The sequence below is a fragment of the Antricoccus suffuscus genome (genome assembly GCF_003003235.1).
GTDB classification, from domain to species: domain Bacteria; phylum Actinomycetota; class Actinomycetes; order Mycobacteriales; family Antricoccaceae; genus Antricoccus; species Antricoccus suffuscus.
This window is the reverse complement of the sequence record NZ_PVUE01000013.1, coordinates 51,907-75,886: the sequence shown is the minus strand read 5'-3', so window position 1 is coordinate 75,886 and position 23,980 is coordinate 51,907. Positions and strand designations below refer to the sequence as shown.

Genomic DNA, 23,980 nt, shown 5'->3' with positions numbered 1-23,980 from the left:
ATTGGCTGAGTACAGCCTCATAAACGAGGAGATCCGCGCGTCGTGTCTGTGCTGTCGAACTTCATCTGGGGCGTTGCTGACACGCTTCGTGGCCCGCACGCGGACGCCGAGTACAGCTCGGGCACGTTCGTGGCGGCCCTGACGGTACAGCGATGACGGTGACCGAGACGGTCGTCGAGGAGCAATTTGTGAGATCACGGCACCGCGTGAAGACGTACGGGGAGGTTTTTACTCCCCGTCACATGGTCGACCAGATGCTCGACTTGGTCCGCGAGGAGCTGGAGACCGGACCCGACTTCGTCGACAAGACGTTCCTCGAGCCTGCGGCCGGCGACGGCAACTTCCTCGTAGCGATCCTGCAGCGCAAGTTGAACGCGATCCAGAGCCGGTTCCCCGCACAGGAGTGGCCGCAGGAGTCGTTGTTCGCGCTGGCGTCGATTTACGGCGTTGAGTTGCTAGAGGACAACCATCGGGATGCCAAGGCGATCATGCTCGCCGAGTTCGTGAGTTTCCACGAAGCCCACGGCGTTGCCTGTGGTACCCGCACGAACCTGCATCGGGCCGCGGTCTATCTGATCGATACGAACATCGTGCGTGGCAATACCTTGACGGGTCAGACCTCCCAGGGCAAGGACATCCAGTTCTCGTGGTGGCACCGCGTCGACGGCCAGGCCGGGTCTGTGCAGCGGGAGCCGTTCACGCTCGATTCGTTGCGCCATAGCGGTGGCTTCGACTTCACCATCTACGACACATATCAACCGTGCCGGATCGACAGGGTCCACGAGGAAGTAGGCGGCGATGTCTGATTCGATGCTGTCTGAATCGATACCGCCAAGTCCGAGGATCAAGACCTACCGGGAAATCCGGCCGGTCATCTATTCCTGGTCCACACCTGACCTGCCTAAGTACGCGGGGTGGGAGAAGATCGGATATACCGATCAGCAGACCGCCGCCGAGCGCGTGGCTCAGCAGGCATCTCAGATGTCGATCCACAAGAATCTGTTGTGGTCCCGCAGGGCACTGTTCACGACTGAGGCCGGCGGACGCTTCACTGACCACGACTTCCACGCCTACCTCAAACAGCAAGGCGTCGAGCGCGAGACAACCCCTAAACGAACCGAGTGGCATCGGTTCAGCGAAGCACCGAAGAAGTCGCTGGAGTACTTCAACGACTTCGCGGGGCAAGACTTCTCCGATCTGCAGAGCAGCGGTACCGACGACTACGTGCTGCGCCCTGAGCAGCAAGCTGCGGTCGACCAGGCAGTGGCTGCTTTCGCGGCCACCGAGGCCGAGGTGCTGTGGAACGCCAAACCGCGGTTCGGTAAGACACTGACGACCTATCACCTCATGCGGACCCTGGATGTGAGACGCGTCCTGATGGTCACCAACCGCCCGGCGATCGCGAACTCGTGGTTCGACGATTTCACGCGCTTCATCGCACATCGGACGACGTTCAAGTTCGTGTCTGAGTCGCCGTCGCTGGCCGGTCGGTCCCCGATGACCCGCGAGCAGTGGCGCGGGTACTCGCGTGATCATCAGGACGCACGCATCGTGGAGTTCCTGTCACTGCAGGACCTGAAGGGATCGCAGTACTTCGGCGGCCCTTACGACAAGCTCAGGCACGTGGCACAGGTCGACTGGGATCTGTTGGTCATCGATGAAGCGCACGAGGGCATCGACACCGCCAAGACAGACGTTGCCTTCGACCAGATTAAAAGAGCGCGAACCCTGCACTTGTCGGGTACGCCCTTCAAGGCCTTAGCTTCCGGGCGGTTCGATCAGGACCAGATCTTCAACTGGACCTACGAGGACGAGCAGAACGCCCGGCAGCAGTGGGACCACGATGGAGAAAGTAAGGAGAACCCGTACGCGGGACTGCCCACGCTCAACCTGCTGACCTACCAGATTTCGCGGATGATCACGGACCGTCTCGCCGAGGGTGTCGCAATCCAGGAGGACGAGGCGAACATCGACTACACGTTCGACCTCAACGAGTTCTTCGCGACCAAGGACAACGGCTTCTTCGAGCACGAGACCGAGGTCAAAAAGTTCCTCGACTGCATGGCGACCAACGAGAAGTACCCGTTCTCGACGCCCCAGTTACGGGACGAGATCCGGCACTCTTTCTGGCTGCTGAACCGCGTCGCGTCTGCCAAGGCGCTCGAGAAGCTCCTTCGGAACCATGACGTGTTCAAGGACTACACCGTCGTCTTGGCCGCCGGCGACGGGAAGAATGACGACAGTGATCCCGTGGCTGCGGGCAAGGCGCTCGACAAGGTGCGGGATGCTATCGCGCAGGCTGAGGAGTCGGACGGAAGGACCATCACCTTGTCGGTGGGGCAGCTCACGACGGGTGTGACAGTGCCGGAGTGGACTGCGGTCATCATGCTGTCTGACTTGGCTTCGCCGGCGCAGTACATGCAGGCGGCGTTCCGTGCGCAGAACCCGTGCATTTTCGAGCGTGGTGGGCAGGTGTATCAGAAGCAGAACGCCTATATTTTCGACTTCGCGCCCGAGCGCACGCTCACGATTTTTGACGCCTTCGCGAACAACCTGCACCCCAATCCGTCGGGAGACCCGATGGCGCGTCAGGAGAACATCCGCACGCTGCTGAACTTCTTCCCGGTCCTGGGTGAGGACGCGCAGGGCCGGATGATCGAGCTCGATGCCGCTCAGGTGCTGACTTTCCCGCAGGTGTTCAAGGCCCGCGAGGTTGTACGCCGCGGGTTCCTGTCCAACCTGCTGTTCGCGAACGTTGGGGGGATCTTCCGGTACTCCGAGCACGTCAAGGCGATCCTCGACAAGCTGCCGACCGCGAAGCAGGGCAAGATCAAGAACGATGAGTCTTTCGAGCTCCCGCAGCCGCCGCCGGTGACTGACCGCGACGGTAACGTCCAGGTGGACGCCGAGACGGTGATCAATCCGAAGGTCGCTGAACTGGGCAAGCCTGTGTATCGCATCGAAGATCTTCCGAGCATCGAACCGGACGCTCCGCCCCAGGCCGCAGCGAAGCAGATCGCCGCGGCCGTGACCGAGCAGACCCGCCAGAAGCGCGAGGAGCTCAAGGAGGCCTACGGGCTGACTGGCAAGCAGGTTGCACGCGACGAGAAGCGCACCGAGCAGGTGGTCAAGGACGAGGTAGAGCGTGCCTACGTCGAGCACAACATAGCCAGCAAACACCTCGACGACGAGCTGAAGAACGCCGCCACCGAAGCCGAAGCCGAGGCAGTGCAGGCCCAGAGGCTTGAGCACGACAAGGCGTTCCAGAGCAGCATCCTGGCCATCGTGGACAAGACGATGGGGGAGATCGTGCCTGAGGTGGTCACGCGCGAGGAGACGAAGAAAGAGCAGAAGCGCGCCGACCAGACAATGGACGACGCCCGTTCCCACCTACGCGGCTTCGCCCGCACGATTCCGATGTTCCTGATGGCCTATGGTGACCGCGGAATACGGTTGTCGAACTTCGACGACTACACGCCCGACGACGTGTTCGAGGAAATCACCGGGATCACCGAGGCCGAGTTCCGACTGTTGCGCGACGGTCAGGAGATCCAGGAGGAGAACGGGGTCGTCACGACGATCCCGGGCATGTTCGACGGCTCAGTGTTTGATCAGTCGATCCAGGAGTTCCTCGACAAGAAGGAAGCCCTGGCTGACTACTTCAACGACGCGCAGACCGAGAACATCTTCGCCTACATCCCGCAGCAGAAGACATCGCTGGTCTTCACCCCGCAGCCGGTGGTCAAGATGATGGTCGACACCCTCGAGGCGGAGAACCCAGGCATCTTCGAAGACCCAGACAAGACGTTCGCGGACCTGTTCTCCACCGCAGGGCTATTCCTGATGGAACTAGTACGCCGACTCGACACTGATCTGGCTCCGACGTTCCCGGACCAACAGGTCAGGCTCAAGCACATCCTGACGTCTCAGGTCTTCGAGATGAGCCACAACGAGATCTTGCACCGCATCACCATCGAAGCCGTCTCCGGCGGTGTCGCTGAACGTAAGGCGTGGCTCCAGGACTCGGGTCACTTCAAAGTAGGGAACCTTGCCAGGATGACCGCCGAGGAACGCCAGGCGATGACCGACGACATGCTGACCGAAGGACACTGACATGAGCAAAAAGTTCGATGTTGTGATCGGCAACCCGCCCTACCAGGAAGATTCGGTTGGCGAATCAACCCACAACATGCCGATCTACGACAAGTTCATGGACGCCGCATTCGAGGTCGGCACCAAAGTAGTGCTCATTACGCCGGCACGATTCCTCTTCAACGCCGGCTACACGCCCAAGGCATGGAATGCGAAGATGCTCGCGGACGAGCACCTGATGGTGGCGCACTTCGAGCCTGACTCGAATCGCCTTTTCCCCGGCCTTACGGACCCAATCAAGGCCGGCATCGCCGTCACATACCGCGACTCGGAGCGTCAGCTCGGTCCCATCGGACAATTCGCCAAACATCCCGAGTTGGACGCGATTCTGCAAAAAGTCCAAGCGTCGCGCGGTTCCTCTCTCATCGACTTGGGCATCACGAACGACCGTCAGCACCGCTACACAGACAAGATGCACGAGGAGAATCTCAGCGCACGCGCTTTGATGTCAAAAGGCAATCCGTACAAACTCGACGCGGGTACCTTTGTGCGACTCCCATTCCTGTTCCACGAGGAAAGGCCGTCTGATGGGCGTGACTATGTTGAAGTGTTTGGTCTGTCGGGGAGGAATCGCGTCACCCGTTGGCTGCGCCGCGATTACGTCACCGGTCCACCCTCGCTCCTTGCTTACAAAGTTGCTGTACCGGCGGCCAACGGCTCGGGATCGACAACCGACTTCTTTGGCGTAGCACTGAACAACCCGACTGCGCTTGGGCCAGATGTCGCGGTCACCAGCACGTTTCTCACCATCGGCTCTTTCGCCACCGTCGCCGAGGCTGAAGCACTGCTGAAGTATGTCAAGTCGAAGTTCGCTCGCGCGATGCTCGGCATCCTCAAGGTGACGCAACACAACGCCGCGCACACCTGGCGGCATGTTCCGATGCAGGACTTCGCCGCGTCATCAGACATCGACTGGTCCAAGTCGATCCCGCAGATCGACCAACAGTTGTACGCCAAGTACGGCCTCGACGCGGAGGAGATCGCCTTCATCGAGGCCAAGGTCAAGCCGATGGAATGACCGAGGGGAGCGTTGAGCGACCTGACTAGTGCGTTTCAGGCTCGCCGGCTACGCGTGAAGCGTGAAACTCCCCAGTTCTTTCGTGACGGACTGACCGCCACGGGGCGGCCTCAATTTCGATCGACTGCTACTAGATGCCAGAGAGGGGCAGCGCCGTGATCACACCCAAGGCCCAAGAGCGGATCTTGGCCGCCCTAAGCGCAGAGCATGCGGCACAACCAGCCTCGGCCGCCTTCGAGGCGCTATACAGCGAGATCGACCACGGACACGTTTTCGCCGTGATCCACGAGCAGCTTAATGAGCACTTCAACTCCATCAACGACCGAGCACGAACGCCGCAACGCTACTACTGGGCCGAGGCCAGTCGTCAGTTCATCGCGCTGATCGACACGATTGAGACCACACTGCGGTCACTCGAACGGGCAGGCGCGACCGCGACGCTCATAGACACCTACACAAATGCACTGCAGGCATGCGCGCCATGGCTCGCGAGTACCAACGGCAGCACCATCCCCGAGGATTTCGCGCCGGTCACGCTTATCAAGCACGAACCTGTATTCCTCGGCACGGACGATGCTCTTCGCGTGACGCTAGATGCGCAGCGCACCGAACAACAGCTCACGCTCGTGGGAACGGGCTCGTACGCGCACGTCTACGCCTACATCGATGACCTGTATGACACCACGGTCGCGATCAAACGAGCCAAAAAAGACATCTCCGAGCGGGACCTAGCGAGGTTCAAACGCGAGTTCGAAATCCTGAAAGGGCTCAGTTTCCCGTACGTCGTGCAGGTCTACCGCTATGACGAAGAGAAGAACCAGTACAGCATGGAGTACTGCGAAGAGACGCTGCGCTCGTTCATCAACAAGAACAACCAGGATCTCAAGCAGCCCACCCGCAAGCGGATTGCCCTGCAGTTTCTCTACGGACTGAACTACATCCACGGCAAAAGGATTCTGCACCGGGACCTGAGCTTGCAGAACGTGCTGATCAAGACCTTCGACCGCGGAGCTGCGCTGGTCAAGCTGTCCGACTTCGGGCTGATCAAGGATCTCGACTCGCAGTTCACGATGACCCGCACCGAGATGCGCGGGACGATCAGGGACCCGCAGCTGGCGAGCATGAAGGACTTCGCAGTCGTCAACGACATCTACTCGGCTGGCTGGCTACTGCGATTCATCTTCACAGGCAAGTCGTCGCTGGAGCACAGCGACGATGAGGTCGGCCAGATCGTGCGCAAGTGCACCGACCAAGACACCGCCAAGCGCTACCGAAACGTGCTCGAGGTGATCGAGGACGTCGAGAAGCTCGCTGCGCCGCCGGCCGCCGGCGGCTCTGCATAGCGACCCACCTGCCGGACGTCCACGGTTCACGACGCGGCCAGTCAGTGGGTATGGCCGATTCCAGTCCCGTCGGCGTCCATCGCCCGGACAATCTCGGGCACGAAGCGGCCCGCGTCGAGTCATGAGCCAGTCGCGGCCATAAGGTAGCTACAGTTTGGCCAATTCCTGCCCGTATCATGTCCTCGCGCCGACCTGATGTCTGATCGTGTCGATTGATAACATCGCTCGCACCTCATCGAAAGCAGGGCGCTCATGGCCGGAAACCTCGGCGGTTACCAGGTACTCGTCACGGTCGTAAAGAAGCTGGGCGGGCCGGCGACGGCGACCGCGGCCGTCGCCACTGCATTGGTGGCGGTGGGCTCCACAGGCACTCTCGGTGCACAGAAGATCATCCAGCGACTGAAGGGCGACCGGCGGTCACAGTCTCAAGCCTCGAACGAACCGTCTTGGATCGAGGTGGTTGACCACGTTGCCAACGACAATGGGATCACGCTGGAGGTCGGCGCGCGGTTCCGGGTGATAGCGACGACTGATGACACCGTGGTCATCGAGATCGAGGGCCACAAGGACAACCCGCACGTTGTCGCTGGCGACTATCTCGCGTCGATCTCGGCCTTCGAGGCGAGCGACGCAGCCGAACCGGCGTGACAGCCCGAACCGAAGGTGAACATGAGTTCTCCTGACCCCCGCTTGCCCGCGCCTTTCGCATGCTGGCGGACGTCTCCCTGACGGTCGGGTGCTCTCCACGCCATGACCGCCAGCCTGGTTCGGAAGCGATATCTACCGAAGGCGGAGTGAGCCTTTTCAGACCTTCCGATTCCGCCCCTAGCGGATTGACCAATCATGGCCGCAGGTCTGGCAGAGCGCGACTTTTTGATTCTTGTACTTCATCTTCTCGGTGCCCTTGGACTTCTTCCACACGAGGTTGGACATGCCCAGGGTGCTGACGGCGGTCATGCCACGCGCCATATTGTTGGTCTTACCGCCCAGGCCCGTGCCGTGCGTTCGCGTGCGACCGCCAGCCTGCATCATCTCGATCGTGACATTGTCATTACCGCACGCGACACAGTTCATTCAGGAACCCCTCTGCAAAAAGAATCAACGCAGCTCAACGACAACGTTGCGCTGCTCCGGGATCATACGTGAGACACCGTCATCAGTCACGCTGATGGTCCCGAGGCGTCGGCTAATCCCGCAGTGGCCAACGTGGCGATGGCGACCCACAACGGCGACTAAGCGGTCATGTCAGACGACTGAGCACCTAGACGGTCCGTGTCATCAGAAGCACGTACTACGGTCTGACAGGAATGCTGGGGGTCGGTCGTGACGGTGACTTTCCGGGGTAAGCGTTGCCGACCCGACGTCGGTGACCCACGGTGTGGAACGCTCGCTGGCATGACCCACGAACCACATGAACCTGCACCAGAGCCGGTCAGCGTTGAAACCACTCTGATCACGTCGGCGTCGCGCTCCATCGAGTTGGCCCTCACCGCTTGGAGCGCCGATGACACATGGCTCGTGGGGGTGCTCGCGCCCACTGCAGTGGAGCACTTGGGCAAGGTCGCCTTGTGGCGGCGCAACCCCGCATTGCTCGTCAAGCTCACCAGCAACATGGAACTGTCGCTCTTCATCCTGACCACGAGGGCGACACTCGCCGATCCGCGGGTACGCACGATCGGGCTTGATGAGGTACTACAGCGCCTCGATCGATGCGTCGACGATTTTGGGCTCACGAAGGACGAAGCCGGGCTCATCACCAACGCGCGCAACGGGTCGGTACACGTGGGTCTACCTAGCGACTCAACCAAGGTCGGGCTATTTCCGTCCGACCTCACCGATACCGACCCCAGGGCCTACCCCGAGACGGTGCGGTGGGCAGAGGCAGCTTGGCTTGAGGGCCTGAGTGGTGTGACCTATATGTGCAGGCACTACAACTCCAGCAAAGCTTTCTGTCTGTTCGGGGACCGCTTGTCTCGTGGCGCGTTGCAGGCTCTCCCGGGTCACGCGAGCACGAGGGTGTTCGCTCTTCCTTCGGATGCTGAATGGCTGGCTTCGCTCGCCTTGGCGATGCGGGTGGTAATCCGTCCTTAGCGCCTCTCGCGCGCGCGTTCGGATCAGGATCGCGACGGTGAAGCAGACAATGAGCAGTGCGAAGTTCATCCAGCCCACCGCGTCCAGCCCCCCGGATTGCCACGCTGTCCCTGCCATCGAGGTCGTTGGAGCCTTTTGGAAAATGCAGCTACTAGGACAACGCGGTGCCCGTGGCCCAGTTGGGTGCGCCGCGCGCGGCGAGGGTCGCTCCGACCATAGCCACGGCAAGGACGATAGTCGCGACCACCATGCCGGCAGTGACACCGAGATTGAGAACCAAGATGGCGCCGATCTCGGCTCCGATCAGCATGGCGAGCACCGCGAGCAAACGTCGTGTGGCCGTCACCAGGTCTCGTTTGCGCAGATCTACTCCCATGCCCGTAAGCGTCATGGTGAGGAGAGTGGTGGTCACATCGGGCACGGCAAGACGGCGCACGACCGCGTTCTGAATGCCGAGGGCGATGCTGCCCACCGCCAGGATCAGGAGCTTATGAGCGATCGGCAGAGGCGTCCCAGCGGCGAGACTGATAGCGAGGGCGACGACGAAGAGGGCTAGCTGAACGGCGAGTGCGTTGCGCAGTAGCCTGTCTCGATGCTCGCCGTACCGTGAGATCGCGACGCCGCCAACCGATGCCCCGACCAGAAAACATACGAGGGCAACGGACGGCCCCCACAGGCTGAATCCGGGCGCCTTAGCCAGCGCAAAGCCGATGAACACGACGTTGCCGGTCATGTTGGCGATAAACACGCGACCCGGGCCGAGGATGCTGATCGCGTCGATGAGCCCAGTGCTGAACGTGAGCACGAGCAGAAGGGCGGGCAGCGGACCATGCGCGGGGTGCGCGAGGTAGTTGTGGGCCCGTGAAGGGCGAGTAGATTCCGCGTCTGTCTTCCGCGGCATCATGAAGTGACACTACCTACTGGACAACGCAACCAGCAATGCCCAACCGATCTCCCGACGAGTAATGCGAGGTTCGTCCATCCCACAGCGTTCCAGCCGCCAGCACGCCACGCGGTGCCGGCCGTCGAACCGAACACCGGCGAGCCAAGGAGCCGCCGGATCGCTGGGCTTCGTCGTCTCGATGGGCGCGTGGGCGGGGGATTGCTTGGTGTACCTGCAAGGCCACAGCGGCGTCGGTCGGGTCAGGCCGCGCCGGTGTGCCGGAACCAGTGTTGGATCAGACCAGGAATGCGATTTTCGTGAGCTCCTCCGACACGCGCCACATTCGCTCCGCATCGTCCTCGGAACGCAGGCGGGAATAGAGCTTCTGCTCGGCCGGCGCGCCGCCGAGATGACCGACTCCGCGGGGCCCGTAGAAGCGTCCGCCGGCGTCCGGGGTAGTGGCCGCGAGAACGGCAGGGAGCCCGGCGCTGTCGACTGAGCCGACGATTCGGACTCGCGAAAGCAGAGTGATCAGGCGGAGTCCTGTGGCCGGTGCCTCCCGGCCGAGTTCCGGCCGCACATCGAGAAGACTCGTCGGCGCGATGCCGGGATGGGCGAGGTTGCTGGTGATTCCCCAGGATTCTGCACGGCTGCGCCGGTCGAGTTCGAGGCCGAAAAGCCCGAACGCGATCTTCGACTGGCTGTAGGCACGCATGCCGTCGTACGAACGTTCCCAGTTCAGGTCGTCCCAGTTGATTGCTCCCTGATTGGCCGCGATGCTGATCTGCGAGGTCACGCGCGCCCGCCCGGCGATCAGCAACGGCAGCAGTTGCGCGACGAGGGCGAAATGTCCGAGATGGTTGGTGCCGAATTGCAGCTCGTATCCGTCGGCGGTGGCCTGCCGCTCGGGTGGTGTCATGACGCCTGCGTTGTTGATGAGCAGATGAATCGGCCGATCCTCGTCGCGCAGCACGTTTGCGAACGCGGCGACGGAGGCGAGCGATGCTAGGTCAAGCTCGCGCAGCGACACGTCCGCCTCGGGGACGTTCCGACGGATCATGCCGAGCGCGACCTCGCCTTTGCGCGAATTGCGCACGGGCAGGATCACTTCGGCGCCGGCCGCGGCGAGTCGGGTCGCGATGCCGAACCCCATGCCGTCGCTCGCGCCTGTGACGACGGCGCGTGTGCCGGAGAGGTCGGGGATGCTGATGTTGGTGGGTCGGCGTGCCATGTCTCGCTCCTGAAGTCGGTGTCGTCTTCTAGTCTCGGGGAAGTCGGCGAGGCTGACCAGGACCTCTCAATCCACGGATACGCGATCCACCGACCGAAGCGGAGGGAGGGATCGTCAGGCAGTGGATGTCGCGACGCAATGGTTGTAGAAGTTAAGGCAGATGGAACGGAGACGACCATGCAGATCGATCGTGAGGGGCTCGGGGCATTCCTCCGTCGCCGCCGGGAGGCGCTGCAGCCGGAGGACGTCGGGCTTCCTCGCGGGCAGCGCCGACGTACCAGAGGGCTACGCCGGGAGGAGGTCGCAGCGCTGAGCCACATGTCCGCCGACTACTACGCCCGCCTCGAACGGGGACAGGGTCCGCATCCATCGGAGCAGATGGTTGCCTCTATCGCGATGGGGCTTCACCTCGCCCGCGACGAGCGGGACTATCTGCTCCGACTCGCCGGACACACCCCGCCCGCGCGACTTGCCGAGAGCGACCACGTCAGCCCCGGACTCTTGCGCATCCTCGATCGACTGCACGACACTCCGGCCGAGATCGTCACCGAGCTCGGTGAGACGCTTCGGCAGACGGCACTCGGTGTCGCGCTCACCGGCGACCTGACCGCCTACAGTGGTCCGGCGCGCAGCATCGGCTACCGGTGGTTCACTGACCCATCGACGCGACTCCGGTACGCGCCGGAGGATCACGCCTTCCTCGGTCGGCTGTGGGTGTCAGGATTGCGCGAGGCCAGCGCGAGACGCGGCACCGGTTCCCGCGCGGCGCATTACGCCGAGTTGTTGCGCGCGCACAGCGAGGAGTTTCGACAGATCTGGGACGAGCATGAAGTCGGCCTGCGGCCCCGCGAGAAGAAGCACTTCGTCCACCCCGACCTCGGTGCACTCGAGCTGCACTGCCAGGCGCTCGCGGATCCCGAGGGGTCGCACTCGCTGCTCGTCTACACCGCCACTCCCGGAAGCGAGAGCTATGACAAGCTGCAGCTGCTGTCAGTCATCGGCGACCTGGCAGAGATGTAAGGACAGAACCGTCCCCGTAGAGATTGAAGTCCGCGAGGTCGGCGCGCTCCGTTGGTGGCGTTGGCAGACTCATGCTGCGAGGCTTTTCGCCGCACGTCGAGCGGATTCGACCAAGAGCTCGGTTTCGCCGCCGCCTTGGATCCAATCAACTGGGGTCTCATCCGCAAGTTCACCGCTAGTAGCGGCGCCCAGATCGTCGATAGGCGAAGGCTGGCGGGAATCGTTCTGGGTGTGACAAAGTGAGGCGGTCGGCCGCCCAAAATCCGACGCCGTCGGATGGACAGTCTTGAGCCCTCCACGCGTTCGACGGCCCGCCTCGATATCCGACGTCATGGTTGTCGGGCGGAAGATTGGAGCCACCGGATGCGCATGGCGGTTCGTTCCACGATCTGGTTCGGTGCGTACGTTGCGGTAATCGTGATTCCGTTGGTTTTCGCCGCCCTGGGTGTCACCGACGCGCACCGAGGATTCTGGCGGGAGTGCGCTGTCGCGCTAGGGTTCGTCGGCCTGTCAATGATGGGCGCGCAGTTCGTCCTCGTAGCCCGGATTCGCACGGTGGCCGAACCATTCGGCGAAGACGCATTGGTGCATTTTCATCGCTATATGGGTTATGTGGGAACGTTATTTATCTTTGCTCACCCGATCATGCTGATCGTTTTGGTTGACCGGAGCTACATCGAACGGGTCAACCCGTTCACCGCGCCTTGGGCCGGACGATTCGGTACGTTCGCGATTCTGTGCCTGCTGATCCTCATCGTCACATCGGCCTGGCGTTCAGCGTTACGCATTTCCTATGAGGTCTGGCAGGCAACGCACCTCGTGCTTTCGACGGTCGCAATCGCGGCAGCGCTGGTGCATGTCGAGCTGATCGGCCACTACGTGAATCAGCCGTGGAAGCGGGTGTTATGGACCGTGATGACGTTGGGCTTCGTCGTAATATTTATCTGGGTGCGGATTCTCAGACCGATCCTTCGCATGCGCAGGCCGTGGACGGTCGAGTCGGTAGCACCAGAACCCGGCGGGGTCAACACGGTTACTCTGACGCCAGCAGGGCACGCCGGATTCACCTTCGCGCCAGGACAGTTCGGGTGGCTGTCGATTCATCGATCGCCGTTTGCGGTGACCCAACACCCGTTTTCGTTCTCGTCTAACGGTGACGACCCCGCACGGCTGCAGATGAGCATTAAGGACCTTGGCGACTTCACCTCCGCAATCGGTGCCCTACAAGCGGGCACTGTTGCCTACCTTGACGGCCCACACGGCGTGTTCTCGCCCGACTTCGACGAAGGGCCAGGATTCGTGTTCCTCGCCGGGGGTGTCGGGATCGGGCCGATCAGGAGCATGCTGCGCACCCTCGACGCTCGCGGCGACCGCCGACCGTGCCACCTGTTCTACGGCACGAAGCGAATCGAGGACGCGGCGTACTACGACGAAATGGTCGACCTCGCTGAGTCTCTTGACCTGACCGTTGTACTCACGCTGTCGGATCCACCCGGCGATTGGATGGGCGAGAGCGGCCGCCTCGACGCCGACATGCTGCACCGGCATCTGCCCGTCGACAGGCGAGAGGCGTTGCAGTACTTCATTTGCGGGCCGGGTGCCATGCAGGACGCGCTGGAGGATGCTCTCGCGGCTCTGGGTGTTCCCGGAGACAAGGTCCACACCGAACGCTTCAATTTTGTCTAGCCAGAGCCTCGCGCGAAAGTAGGATCTGAGATGCGACACCAACTCACCCAGCGGGCGGCGGTGACCGTCACCGTGCTGATCCTATTCGCGTGCATCGTGTTTGCTCTCGCCGTGAACTGACCTGCTCCGGTGGCGACTGGCTGTGGGGTCAGGGGGTGTCGCAACACGTCTGTGAACTAGTCGCCAGTAGCTGGCGTTGACGGACTATTCGAAGCCGTGACTTCATAGGCTACTCGCAGGCCACGCCATCCTTATCCCTATCGAGCGCCGACCGATACCCGGGCTGACCGGCGTATATCGGCGCGGCCCCTGCGGCCTTGGCCGCCGCACAATTCTGGTAGTAGACGTTCGTCTGCGCCGGCGGCGCAGGAGGTGGAGCAGGAGCAGGTGCCACCTTGGGCGCGGGGACCGGCGCCGGCGCGGGTGCCTGAGTCGTAGTAATCGGTGGAGGCGCGGCCGTCGTGGTCACCGGTGGAGGCGCGGTCGTCGTGGTGACCGGTGCAGGCACGGGAACAACCGAGGCCGCCGCCGGTGCATCGCAATTTCCAAGAATCTTCACAATCGCGTCCCGTTCAGCGGTGGTCACCCACAACCCATACTTCGCTTTGACCTGCACTTGCCGACTCACGTATGTGCAGCGATACGACTTGTCCGGAGGCAACCATGTCGCGGCATCCCCATCACCCTTAGCCTCATTCGTCGGACCATCGACCGCCTGCAAATTCATTGGATCGTTCGCCAAATCAGTCCTCTGCTGTGCAGACAACTGCTGCGCACCTTTCTGCCATGCATCCAAAAGCGCCACAACGTGATCTATTTGGATCGCAGTTGACGTGCCCTCGCCCCGCACAAACGGGATCGCGGTCCCCGTATACGGATCATTCAACGTGCCCGACAACACTGTGCAGCCGTTTGAGCCCGGTTTTAACGTGATCTCGACCAGATCACGTCGCAGGATGTCGTTGCGGGTATCGCAACCATTGTGCCCGCCGTCAACCATCACATCGTCCGTCCAGGACGACCCGAACAAGTCTCGGTCGTATCCTGTCTCCGGCGAGCGGCCCTTCACCGGCAACGTCTCTAACAACGCCGTAATATCAGGTGACGCGGCCTGCGCGGCAGCGAAATTCGCAGTAAGGGCCTCGACTGACGACGACGCTGCGGGCGTCGACTTGGTCGGTGACGATGTCGGCGAGGCCGACGACGACGGTGCAACAGTCGACGCCGCATCGTTATCGGTACCTGACTTCGATAATGAGCCGATAATGCCAATGATCAGAATGAGCGCAAGGGCCAAACTCCACCGCTGCAAATACCACGGTTTATTACCTGACGAACTCTCAACAGGCGCAGACATACAAGCGTCCCCCGACAATCACTACAGTTACCCCACAAGAAATCGGCCCACGGATGGCAGTGGCCAGCGAGCCCCGACGAGCCACAGTTTAGCGGCATTGCGCAACCAAGCAGCAGGGGGTAAGTGGGCCGACTAAAGCGCAGATCCCGGCTATCGGACAGGTCGTCGGGTCTGGGTCACGGGGGCGCGGCGAAAGGGTCGGCCGCGCCAGTCGCGACTAGGCACCGACCAGCGCGTAAACCCACTGCCCATCCTGGCGCCAGGTCGTAGCCGGCTCTAGTTAGATCGAGATGAATCGCTGCAAGTAGGTGCGAAGCGCTGGATCACACGCGTAGACGTAAGTTCCTCGTATCCCACGGGTAAGTAGCACGCTATAGACGTTGACGACAAACCGGAGCAGATCGTCGTCGCTGTAGGTAATGCCAAGGCGTGGATTGTTCTCTTTACCCTTTTTGTCGAAGTAGTTCGCTCGATCGAAGACTAGCTGGCTATTCGAGGCATCGTAACGAAGATCGGGTCCGATAATCACGCCAGCGAAGTTGAGGTCATAGCCTTGTACTGTGTGGATTGATCCGACCTCATCCACTGAGTTAGCGGAGTTAATCCAGTCCTTATCCGTCCTATTCCATCGCAGTTGAACTCCGTCAAGCTCGATGTCGTACGCCGTTGGGTCCTTCTTACTTTTCCATGGGCAGGCGTACCCTGCGACGAGGCGGCACAAGCCCTCCTCGGAATCTTTCCGCCGGATTTGGTCGCGCATCTGCTCCAGATCATCAAACATCCGGAACTCGTAGTCCCGAAAGAGCTCCCGGGTCGGCGGTAATGGACTCAGTATCTGCCGTACGTATGAGATGTAGTCCGAACCTCCGCGGACTCGCATCTGGGAGGTCAGGGGGTAGCAACGGTCCGTCGCGGCGAGGCGTTCGAGGCTTGCAGAAGGCAGATCGGCTGGCCGTACGCTCTGAGCCGAGTCGAGGAGGAAGATTTGATGATTGCTTTGCGTCTGAATCCAGTCAAGTTGCGTTTTCGAACTGTCGTCAACACCAAATAGTCGTTTGTTGATCTCGGCAAATCGGCGATTTTGGATCGCAGAAGGCTGGTTGGCACGCTGGTTGAGTCTGTGTGTCTCGTCAACGATGAGTAAGTCGAATCTCTCTTCGCTCTCGCCAACTTGGAACGGAGTGAAGACCATTCCTTTGCTGAGTCCGGGAGTCTTAGAGAACACCTTCTCGATCGAAGAACGCAGTGACTGCTGGGGGATGACAAGTCCGATGCGCACGTTTTCGAGAAGTTCGCGGTAGCCCTCGGCGAAGAATTCGGAGAAGATCGAATCGCTGTCCACTTCTTCGCCTGGCATGGACCTTGCGATATCTCGAAGCAGTTTCATGAGGTAGATGGCGACAATGGTCTTTCCGGTGCCGGGGTCGCCTTGTACGACGACAGTGCTGCGATCGCCGGAGGCGAGGTCTTCGAACAGACCCTCGAGGATGTCCTCAACTGCGATTGCCTGGTCGTTGTTGAGGGCCTTGAACGGGGACAGCTTGAACAGGTCGCTGTTCTCTATCTGTGGAATGGTGCGCGTGAACACCCCCGCTGCAAGGAGCTCTGCGAATACCTCCTCGAAGGTTTGTTGGTATTGGTTCCGACTGAAGTAGTCCGCGTCGGTGATGCCGGCGTTACGGTTCAAAACTTGGTAGCGACCGTCTCCGGCAAGCAGCCGGATTAAAAATGATTCGAGATCCAGACACGTGGACTTGTTAAATGTGCCGTCGATGACAACCCGAATCCGCCGAAGATGCTTCTTATCAGGGGACTCGAGATGCTGAAGCAAGCGGGCTGCGACGTTGAGGGATTCCCCGACGTAGATGTCGCTCCCGTCGTCGAGGCTGTAGACAACCGGCCAGTTGGTGTGTCGATTGCTGAGGGTGGCCCAACCTTTGACGTCTACTTGTGAGAACCGCAGTTGCTCGATCTCAAAGTTGGTCATACTTGGTGCTTCGGCCGCGGGCTCTCTCGACGGGGTACTTCGCCCGTGTCGTTGCCAGTTTCTCGAGAATGATTTGGTTAGCGTCCAAGTCCAGCCTGTCGGCGAGCAGCAGGCAATATGTCAGTACGTCAGCGAGCTCGTCTCTTGTGCGCTCAGGATCGGTATCGGCACTCCACTGATAACACTCAAGTAGTTCGCCCGCCTCGATCGCAATGCTCTTGGCGAGGTTCTCGGGTGTGTGGAACTGTGCCCAGTCGCGCTCCTCGACGACTGTCCGAAGTGTGTCGGTCACGGATTCTTTGATCACGCGCAAACCGTATCAACTGACCAGGTATTGAATTAGCAAGGCGTTCCGCTGGTGCCGCCGATACTCGCTAGGTAACGCAGTCCGGCGACACTGACCGCTAGGTCGATACCTCGAGTGCTGCAAGATGGTGAGGGTCGGCCGTCAGGAAGCAAATGGTGCGGGCTCGCGTGCGCGGATCCGGATGAGGATCGCGACGGTGAGGCAGATGGTGAGTAGTGCGAGGTTCATCCAGCCCACGGCACTCCAGCCGCCGGCATGCCACGCGGTTCATTTATTTTAGAGAATCGACGATTCAACTGGTGCGAACCCGATACGAGGACCTCCGCAGGGCTTTCACTGCTTGGCCCTCGAATCACGGACGCGTTCACTCGCTGGTAACGTGTTCGGGTCATGACGCTCGGGTGGCAGCCGCTACAACGTTAAAGGTCGGTTTTTTAGCGCGGACGGACCCGCGCTATCCACCGTCTTCCTCAAGAGCGACGATGAGGCCAACCCGCGAGTGGCAATCGAACTTCCGATACAGTCGGCTCAGGTATGCCTCAATCGTTTTCCGACTGTAATGGAGCTCGTCTGCGATCTCGCGATTGTTGAGCCCATCGCGAACTAGAGTTACAAGCCGCCTTTCGACATCCGTTAGATCGAGATATCGCGGGTCAGTCGATTCCACGGCCGGGCTGATCGGCGAACTATTCAAGTGCAAGAGCACTCGCTCGCGCCACGATCGAGCTCCCATCGCATCAAAACGGATCAATGCACGTCGCAGCGGGTCAGGGTCGTTCCCTTTAGCCACGCCCAGGGCGAATTCGGCGCGAGCGACGATGAAGCCGGCTCCTTCAGAGTCGGCTTCCCTTATTAGCGTTTCGGCGAGCGCAACATCGTCATTAATGACGACTGCCGCAAGGTCCGCAGTCCATCGGAAGCGGGGAATATCGGTGTGCTCTGCCAGGTCCCTGAGCCGGTCACCCGCTACGCGCGCCGATGCGAAATCCTGTAAGCCGACATAGGTCTCGAAGAGCGCCTCTAGCAATCGGGCCTCGGTGCGGAGCCAGCCTCGGTTATTAAGACGTTTGAGCTGTGATTTCAGACCTTCCAAGGCAGAGTCGAATTGGCCGTGGCCGAGTTCAATTCGCGATCGGAGGATTTCTCGTTCGCAACTGATGCGGTCGTCGGTCGAGAACCTGGGGAACGCGGAAAGCAGTTGACCAGCCTCAGAGTAGCGCGCCTGCCCAAGGAGAATCTCGCCCTCGATAAGTTGTAGGCGTCCTAAAATGGCAGTCATCCCAGAGAATTCGAGCCGCACCGAGGTGGTGCGAAGGGTCTCGAGGGCACGCGTCCATTCGCCGCGGAAGAAATAGTTGATGATCTGGTGGTGCTCCGTCTGGCCACCAGAGTTTCGCAGGGGTCCGGTGGCGACTGTGAATGCCTCAGCAATTGCCGTGCTCGATCGCATCACGAAGCCCGCTTCACTGAGGAGATAGGCAGCTGATTCGAGCGCGCCGACGCGCATTTCGCTGGAGTATTGGTCCGACCCGTCCAAGCCAATGTCGGTTAGGCGATGGATCCATTCCTCTGCTTCCTTCCAGACCCCGAGGGTTCCTGCAGCCTGACCGAGGTGGGTGAAGGTGACGACATCGGTACTATCTCCGTGGTCCTCGACCACCTTGGTGATTTCATCGAGAGCCTCGATGGCCTCTGTCGGGTGACCGACCTGGGCGAGAATTACCGGGCGTAAAGAGCGAAAAGGGATGCTTAAGCTGGCGTTCACCGTCATGCCGTCCAGTAGCTCCAGTGCCTCATCCAGCCGGCTCGTCGCGTACATGGCGTTGACGATGACGGCCAGTGTGCGGTCGCGCAGCTTGCCAGGAGGAAGGCTGGACAGCGCTTGAAGTCCGTCCCGAATTGCGAGTTCAGGTCGCGCTCCCTTCCATAGAGCTAATGCCCTGGCAGCGAGCGTTGACACGGCCAGGTCGGGGTCAGTGGGTCCGACGAGGTTGAGCGCCCGCTCGTACCAAACGGCGGCAGACAGCGGAGCAGAGTGGCGAATCGTCTCAGCGACCTCGATCGCCGCATTTATCGCGGACAGATCGCCGATCTCAGCCGACTCGACCAGATGTGTGGCTCGGCGAGTCCGTCCCATCTGCGGCGCGTCCGCCGGTAACCGGCTCGCGATCGCATAGTGAATCCGTCGTCGCTTTGTAGGCCCTAGATCTTCGTAGAGCACCTCGGCCATTAGAGGATGAGCGAATTGGTAGACGTTCCTCGAGCCGAGGACGAGAATTCCCGCCTCTACGAGACTGTCGAACGCCGATTCGAGAAACGGCTGGCTAAAGCCCGTTAGATCGGCGATCAGGGAAAACTGGTCCAGGTGGACCTCGCCAAACGCGGATAACAGTCTTGCCAGTTCTAGGCAGTGCTGGTCCTGTCGGAAGATCCGCTGGAGGAGGGCGCCGCGACGGCTAACCCTTATGTTCGGTGGAGCTTCCGGAAGGACCACCGTCTCGCCGCTGATACGCAGCGCTCCCTGGGCCTGTAGGGAAAGGAGCGCTTCCTTAGCGAACAACGGGTTCCCCGCGCTCTGCCTTTGGATGTAGGCCAGCAGGTGACTGTCGGGGGTCCCTCCGGTCACGTCCTGGACCAGGCGCTCTAGCGCAAGGTCGTCGAGGGCGCTCAGGTCGATAATGGAGTGCTGACTGTGCTCCGTGAGCCGTCCGATCGTGGTGGCGAAGCTGCTATCTGCGAGCCACTTGTCACTTCGCACGGCGCAGGCTAGGAGGATCGGACGCACGGAAAGATAGCGGAACGCCAAAGACAGGGTCTGAAGTGTCTCGTCGTCCGACGCGTGAGCATCATCGATAATGAGGACGCATGGTTGATCGACCGTTGCTGAGCGGAGAAATTGGGTAAGGCGGGCGAGTGTCGACTGTTCGGAGGGTGCGTTCGGCGAGCTTTCGACCGGAGAGAAGTGCGGTTCTGCGATCGCCTGTCCGACTAGCTTTAGATACTTGGCGGATTCCGTCGCGAGGTCTGTCTCCTGGACCGAGGACAAGGTGTCCTTGAGCGTGGAATAGGCATGGCTTCGGTCGTACTCTTGCGCACGCCCTTCAAGCGTGAGATACCCACGAGTCCTTGCGATCTGCGCTAGTTGCCTAGTGAGCATCGTCTTACCCATGCCAGCATCACCGGTCACAATGCAGCAGGTCGCGCCGTCGTTCTGCAGGCGATCCAGGAGTCCAATCAGGGCGGTTAGCTCCCCGGTGCGTCCGGAGAGCTCCTGCCCGCCGGAAATATTCGCCATTCGCTGTCGTGCCAACTTTCCAAGTGCGAGATCGCAGTGTCTGACCCCGTATCACCTTTCGCTGTACGGCGACTATACGGCGGCAGCACGGTGGCTATACGGCGACCATGTCGGCTGGATGTTCGACCTACGCCCGGCGTCGCTTCCTCCGGGGCCGTAGTGGTGTGTTGGGATCCAGTACGTCGTTCAGGAAATCGCCGAGGAGATTGAATGACAAGACGGTTATCGCAATAGCTATGCCGGGCGCGAATATCTGGCTTGGGGCAACGGTGATGAACTGAAATGAGCTTTGGAGCATCGTTCCCCAACTCGCCGTCGGAGGCTGGACACCTAAGCCGAGGAAACTCAGACTCGCTTCTGCGAGTAGACCGATCGCAAGGAGGAATGTGGCCTGAACGATAACCGGACGCATCACGTTAGGTATTACGTGCCGCCGGATCATTCTGCCTGTCGAGGTGCCGTACGTCGTTGCGACCTCGATGAAGAGGCGCTTGCGTAAGGTGAGAACTTGGCCGCGAACGAGGCGCGCAAGGATCGGTGCAAACACGATTCCGACCGCGATCATGGCCTGTACAAGGCCTCGACCGAGTGCAGCACCGACCCCGATGGCGAGCACTAGCGCGGGGAACGCGAGGAGCGTGTCGACGATGCGCATCAGGATCGCGTCGATCCAGCGTCCGAAGTATCCGGCCGCAAGACCGACCGGCACGCCAATCAGTAGCCCCACCCCTACGGCGATCACTGAGGCTTCCAGAGAGACTCGCGCGCCGTAGATGAGCCTGCTGAGCAAATCCCGGCCGAGGTCGTCAGTCCCAAGCAGATGGGCACCAGACGGCCCGGAAAGGATGCTGTTGAGGTCTTGGTCAGATGGGCTGTACGGAGCGAGAAGTGGCGCGAGGATCGCCGCCAGGATGATCAGCACAATCACAACAGCGGCGACTAGCGACACCTTGTCGGCCAGAAGCAGCCGTAACCAGCGTCGTTGCCGTGGAGTTTGCGTCACGGTCGTATCCGGTGTGCGCACTTTGTTCGTAACTTTGTCAGTCATGTCATCGAATCCTCGGGTCGACGATGCGGTACGCAATGTCCACGAGCAAATTCACCGTGATAACGATCAGCGCCATGACAAGTACGACGCCTTGGATGATCGGGTAATCCTTTTGAAGCGTTGCATTCAGGATCAGCCCGCCCAGACCGGGTATCGCGAATACTGCTTCGATCACGACGGTGGCGCCCAGGTAGGAATTCAGCTGGAGCCCCGCGATGGTCAGGATGGGCACGGAGCAATTCTTCAGCGCCCGCCAGACGATCGCGCGTTCGGATAATCCTTTGGCTCGGTGGGTTCGCACGCTATCGGCAGACATGGCCTGGATCATCGCCCCGCGGGTCTGCCGGGCGATTTCGGCAGCACCGACGATCCCCATGGCGAGGCCCGGAAGAACGGCGTGCTGAAGCGCTGTCACGGGGTCGGCGAAGAAGCTCATGCCGCCAGTCGCTGGGAACCACCCGAGCCCGAGGGCGAAGACGATCACGAGGATGAGCCCGATCCAGAAACCCGGCATTGCGACCCCCAGGGAAACCAGCGCCGTTACGGCCCTGTCGACCAGGCCGTTGGCGTGAAGCGCGGCCACGATTCCTGCGGCGAGTCCAATTACGAGCGCGATGAGCATCGCGGTAGCGACGATCGTCAGAGTCACCCCGGTGGTGCGCATCAACGCAGATCGCACCGGTTCGCCGTTGATCAGCGAACGGCCAAGGTCCCCGTGCACGAGGTTCGTCAGCCAGTTCCAGAACTGCACCGGCAGCGAATCGTTCAAACCCAGGCTCTGGCGAATGGCCTGAAGCTGCTCGGGAGTCGCGGACTCCCCGGCGATCGTAATCGCCGGGTCGCCCGGAATCATCTGGACGAGCATGAACACGACCAGGCTCGCGATCAGCAGCGTCGGGATGACTGCCCCGAGGCGCCGCAGAATTATCGAACCGAACATCTTCTCGTGTCGCCCTCATACATACCTCTCGGACCCCTTACTTGGTGATCCACAGGAAGCTGACGTCCGGCTTCCCGTATAGATCGGGCACGTAGCCTTTGACCTTGCTTTGGTACGCGACGATCAGCGGGTTGAAGTTGATCGGCAGCCAGATGACGTAGTCTTGGACGAGTTTCGCCAGCGGTTGGTAGGCCTTGGCACGAGCGGCCGTGTCCGACTCCTTCTTTCCTGCGGCAATCAGTTCTTCCACGTTTGGCGCTGCAAATCCGCCAGGGTTGTAGAAGGACTTCGGCGAGGTGAGGCTGGTGAAGGTGTCATTGGGATCAGGTCGGCCGCTCCAGCCGGAACAGTAGAGTGTTGCGGGGCCCCCATCGACGTACATCTCTTGGTTCGCAGCGCTGACATCCTTTATATCCACGGTCATTGTGATACCCGCTTCTTTGAGCTCAGATTGAATGATCTCGAGCTTCCGCTGCTGTCCAGGTGCGTTGTAGCCAATTGCTTGAACCGTGACGCCGTCCATGCCAGCTTCTGACCAGAGTTGCTTCGCCTTCTTTACGTCGTGCTTGTACGGGTATTTGAGGTCTTTGTTGTACGCCCAGTAGCTCGAGGGGAACAGCTGAGTCGCAGCCTCGCCGCCTTGACCGAAGTTGAGCGCCTTGTTGAGTGCCCCGTTGTCCAGCGCATAAGCGATGGCCTGGCGGGCCTTGAGTTCGTTGAACGGCGGCTTCCTGAAGTTGAAGTAACAGCCGTTCATCGAGACAGATGAGGAACTGTTCGCCACGATGCCCGGTTTCGCCTTGAGGCTCGCCACGAGCTGGGGGCTGACGCCATTGACGAAGTCGATCTGCTTGTCGACCAGTGCGTTGTTGGCCGTCTGACCATTTGCGATGTACTTGATGGTCAGGTTGTCCAGATACGGCTTACCTGGTTCCCAGTAGTCGGTGTTCTTAGTCAGAACCAGCGAATCGCCCGGCGCAAAACTGACAAACTTGTACGGGCCCGCACCCACGGGATGGGACGCGAAGTCGGCACCCTCGCTCTGCACCGCGGTCGGCGAGACCATCATGCCGGCCCGATCGGCGAAAATTAGCGGCAACGACGTGTCGGGCTCGGTCAGGTGAATGGTCACCGTGTCAGGGGATGTCGCGTCGACGCTCGCGACAGTCGCCAGGTTTGTCTTCACCGTCGAGGTTGGCAGCGTCCTGGCGCGATCGATGTTGAACTTGACCGCCGCCGCATCCATCGCGGTGCCGTCCTGGAACTTGACGTTTGGCTGAAGTGTGAGGACGAGCGTGAGCGGATCCGGGTATTCCCATGACTTGGCAAGGCCGGGCTTCGCCTGCAGGTCCGGGGTGAAGTTTACGAGGCGTGAGTAGATCGGGTAGAGCGAGGAGTGATCGAGCCCGGAGCCGCCCGAGATCGGATCCAGCGATGTTGGTGACGCCGAGAACGCGACGGTCAGGTCGCCTCCGGGGGTCGGCTTGCCGTACGACGTCGAGGCGCTAGCACCTTCGTTAGAGCTGCTGCCGCCGCCGCACGCGGCGAGGCCCATCGCGACGATCGCCATTAATGCGGGAATTTGAGCCTTCCTGAAGACCCCAAATCTGATTGTTGTCACA

19 protein-coding genes are annotated in these 23,980 nt (G+C 60.9%); 9 read left to right on the top strand and 10 right to left on the bottom strand.

Features of this window, described 5'->3' with window-relative positions:
* The first annotated feature begins 42 nt into the window (after window positions 1–42).
* The 6 genes from CLV47_RS22520 to CLV47_RS14780 all read left to right on the top strand — a co-directional run bounded on the left by CLV47_RS22520 (window position 43) and on the right by CLV47_RS14780 (window position 7,161).
* Entirely contained in the window at window positions 43–156 is a 114-nt protein-coding gene (locus CLV47_RS22520; protein ID WP_238145451.1) for a type I restriction-modification system subunit M N-terminal domain-containing protein, read from the top strand.
* Entirely contained in the window at window positions 153–806 is a 654-nt protein-coding gene (locus CLV47_RS14800) for a DNA methyltransferase family protein (protein WP_106349837.1), read from the top strand. The genes CLV47_RS22520 and CLV47_RS14800 overlap by 4 nt, the downstream gene beginning before the upstream one ends.
* The gene (locus CLV47_RS14795) at window positions 799–4,113 is read left to right on the top strand and encodes a DEAD/DEAH box helicase (protein ID WP_202862606.1); all 3,315 of its coding nucleotides are present in this window, start codon (window positions 799–801) and stop codon (window positions 4,111–4,113) included. The genes CLV47_RS14800 and CLV47_RS14795 overlap by 8 nt, the downstream gene beginning before the upstream one ends.
* Before the next feature lies 1 nt (window position 4,114).
* Entirely contained in the window at window positions 4,115–5,170 is a 1,056-nt protein-coding gene (locus CLV47_RS14790; protein WP_106349836.1) for an Eco57I restriction-modification methylase domain-containing protein, read from the top strand.
* Window positions 5,171–5,325: 155 nt separating this feature from the next.
* On the top strand, window positions 5,326–6,513 hold the full coding sequence (locus CLV47_RS14785; protein ID WP_202862605.1) for a protein kinase family protein: 1,188 nt from the start codon (window positions 5,326–5,328) through the stop codon (window positions 6,511–6,513).
* A 252-nt stretch (window positions 6,514–6,765) separates the two neighbouring features.
* Window positions 6,766–7,161 (top strand): hypothetical protein, encoded by a 396-nt coding sequence (locus CLV47_RS14780; protein ID WP_106349834.1) that lies wholly within the window; start codon window positions 6,766–6,768, stop codon window positions 7,159–7,161.
* Between the two features lie 177 nt (window positions 7,162–7,338).
* Here CLV47_RS14780 and CLV47_RS14775 read toward each other — a convergent pair whose 3' ends face one another.
* Window positions 7,339–7,587, bottom strand: coding sequence for a hypothetical protein (locus tag CLV47_RS14775; RefSeq protein WP_106349833.1), 249 nt, complete (start codon window positions 7,585–7,587; stop codon window positions 7,339–7,341).
* A gap of 321 nt (window positions 7,588–7,908) precedes the next feature.
* Here CLV47_RS14775 and CLV47_RS14770 point away from each other — a divergent pair, with 321 nt between their 5' ends.
* The gene (locus CLV47_RS14770) at window positions 7,909–8,604 is read left to right on the top strand and encodes a hypothetical protein (RefSeq protein WP_106349832.1); all 696 of its coding nucleotides are present in this window, start codon (window positions 7,909–7,911) and stop codon (window positions 8,602–8,604) included.
* Between the two features lie 151 nt (window positions 8,605–8,755).
* On the opposite strand, the gene CLV47_RS14765 is transcribed toward CLV47_RS14770, so the two are convergent.
* A complete protein-coding gene (locus tag CLV47_RS14765; RefSeq protein ID WP_106349831.1) occupies window positions 8,756–9,508 on the bottom strand; it encodes a YoaK family protein in 753 nt (250 codons plus the stop codon).
* Between the two features lie 274 nt (window positions 9,509–9,782).
* Window positions 9,783–10,718 (bottom strand): SDR family oxidoreductase, encoded by a 936-nt coding sequence (locus CLV47_RS14760; protein WP_106349830.1) that lies wholly within the window; start codon window positions 10,716–10,718, stop codon window positions 9,783–9,785.
* A gap of 177 nt (window positions 10,719–10,895) precedes the next feature.
* On the opposite strand from CLV47_RS14760, the gene CLV47_RS14755 reads away from it, so the two are divergent.
* Both CLV47_RS14755 and CLV47_RS14745 read left to right on the top strand, forming a co-directional pair.
* Window positions 10,896–11,738: a helix-turn-helix transcriptional regulator gene (locus tag CLV47_RS14755; RefSeq protein WP_106349879.1), complete on the top strand. Its 843-nt coding sequence runs from the start codon at window positions 10,896–10,898 to the stop codon at window positions 11,736–11,738.
* 369 nt (window positions 11,739–12,107) lie between these two features.
* Entirely contained in the window at window positions 12,108–13,424 is a 1,317-nt protein-coding gene (locus CLV47_RS14745) for a ferredoxin reductase family protein (protein WP_170111097.1), read from the top strand.
* A gap of 229 nt (window positions 13,425–13,653) precedes the next feature.
* Here the strand turns inward: CLV47_RS14745 and CLV47_RS14740 are convergent, their stop codons facing one another.
* The 7 genes from CLV47_RS14740 to CLV47_RS14710 all read right to left on the bottom strand — a co-directional run bounded on the left by CLV47_RS14740 (window position 13,654) and on the right by CLV47_RS14710 (window position 23,979).
* Complete coding sequence (locus tag CLV47_RS14740) at window positions 13,654–14,781, bottom strand: GmrSD restriction endonuclease domain-containing protein (RefSeq protein ID WP_106349827.1); 1,128 nt, start codon at window positions 14,779–14,781, stop codon at window positions 13,654–13,656.
* Between the two features lie 280 nt (window positions 14,782–15,061).
* On the bottom strand, window positions 15,062–16,768 hold the full coding sequence (locus tag CLV47_RS14735) for a DUF2075 domain-containing protein (RefSeq protein WP_106349826.1): 1,707 nt from the start codon (window positions 16,766–16,768) through the stop codon (window positions 15,062–15,064).
* Window positions 16,755–17,075, bottom strand: coding sequence for a MazG-like family protein (locus tag CLV47_RS14730; protein ID WP_106349825.1), 321 nt, complete (start codon window positions 17,073–17,075; stop codon window positions 16,755–16,757). Before CLV47_RS14730 ends, CLV47_RS14735 begins: the two co-directional genes overlap by 14 nt.
* A gap of 454 nt (window positions 17,076–17,529) precedes the next feature.
* On the bottom strand, window positions 17,530–20,370 hold the full coding sequence (locus tag CLV47_RS14725; RefSeq protein ID WP_106349824.1) for a helix-turn-helix transcriptional regulator: 2,841 nt from the start codon (window positions 20,368–20,370) through the stop codon (window positions 17,530–17,532).
* A 127-nt stretch (window positions 20,371–20,497) separates the two neighbouring features.
* Window positions 20,498–21,418, bottom strand: a complete 921-nt coding sequence (locus CLV47_RS14720) for an ABC transporter permease (RefSeq protein ID WP_106349823.1) — start codon at window positions 21,416–21,418, stop codon at window positions 20,498–20,500.
* A gap of 1 nt (window position 21,419) precedes the next feature.
* Window positions 21,420–22,358 (bottom strand): ABC transporter permease, encoded by a 939-nt coding sequence (locus tag CLV47_RS14715; RefSeq protein WP_106349822.1) that lies wholly within the window; start codon window positions 22,356–22,358, stop codon window positions 21,420–21,422.
* Window positions 22,359–22,395: 37 nt separating this feature from the next.
* Window positions 22,396–23,979 carry an ABC transporter substrate-binding protein gene (locus CLV47_RS14710; protein ID WP_170111096.1) on the bottom strand — a complete coding sequence of 528 codons (1,584 nt, stop codon included), beginning with the start codon at window positions 23,977–23,979 and terminating at the stop codon, window positions 22,396–22,398.
* Between the last annotated feature and the right edge of the window lies 1 nt (window position 23,980).